The organism is Dehalococcoidia bacterium (assembly GCA_025054935.1).
Lineage (GTDB): Bacteria > Chloroflexota > Dehalococcoidia > SpSt-223 > SpSt-223 > JANWZD01.
The window spans coordinates 1-692 of record JANWZD010000050.1 but is presented as its reverse complement, the minus strand read 5'-3'; the positions used below and the strand labels follow the sequence as shown (position 1 = coordinate 692).

At 68.5% G+C, this 692-nt stretch carries 1 protein-coding gene; it reads right to left on the bottom strand.

Annotated elements, in window-relative coordinates; all coding sequences use genetic code 11:
• A partial coding sequence (locus NZ773_16205; protein MCS6803470.1) for a PAS domain-containing protein occupies positions 1-692 on the bottom strand: 692 nt, incomplete at both ends.

Here is a 692-nt window from a genome sequence, read left to right as displayed (position 1 = left end):
CCGGGATTCCCGGGCCGCGGTCGTGCACGCCGACGCGCACCCGCGCCCCGCGCTGCTCCAGGCTCACCTCGACGGTCGCGCCCTCGGGCGAGAATTTCGCGGCGTTCGACAGGAGGTTGGTGAGCACCTGCAGCAAGCGCTTGCGGTCGGCGGACACGCGCACCGAAGGCGGTTCGCCGCGCAGCTCGAAACGCACGCGGTAGCGCTCGGCGAAAGCCCGGTTGAGCAGGAGCGCCTCGCGCAGCACGTCCTCCAGCGCGAGCGGCTCGGGCGCAAGCGCGAGGTTGCCCGACTCGATCTTCTCGATGTCGAGGATGTCGTTGATCAGGTCGAGCAGGCGCTGGGCGTTGCGCTCGGCGACGACGGTGAGTTCGAGCACTTCCTTGTCAAGCTCGCCCATGACGCCCGAATTGAGCAGTTGCAGCGAGCCGATGATCGAGGTGAGGGGCGTGCGCAGTTCGTGCGACAACGTCGAGGTGAACTCCTTCTTCAGGCGCTCGGCCTCGAGCTCCTGCGTGATGTCGCGCCCTTGCGCGATGACGGAGACGATTTCGCCCCCCGGATTGACGAGCGGAGTCACGGTCCACTCGCAGACGATGGGGATCCCGTCCCGACGCAGGTTGCGCACGCGCAGGCGCGCGAGCGGCTCGCGCGTCTCGATCAAGCGCCGCCATTGCGCGTCGAATTCGGCG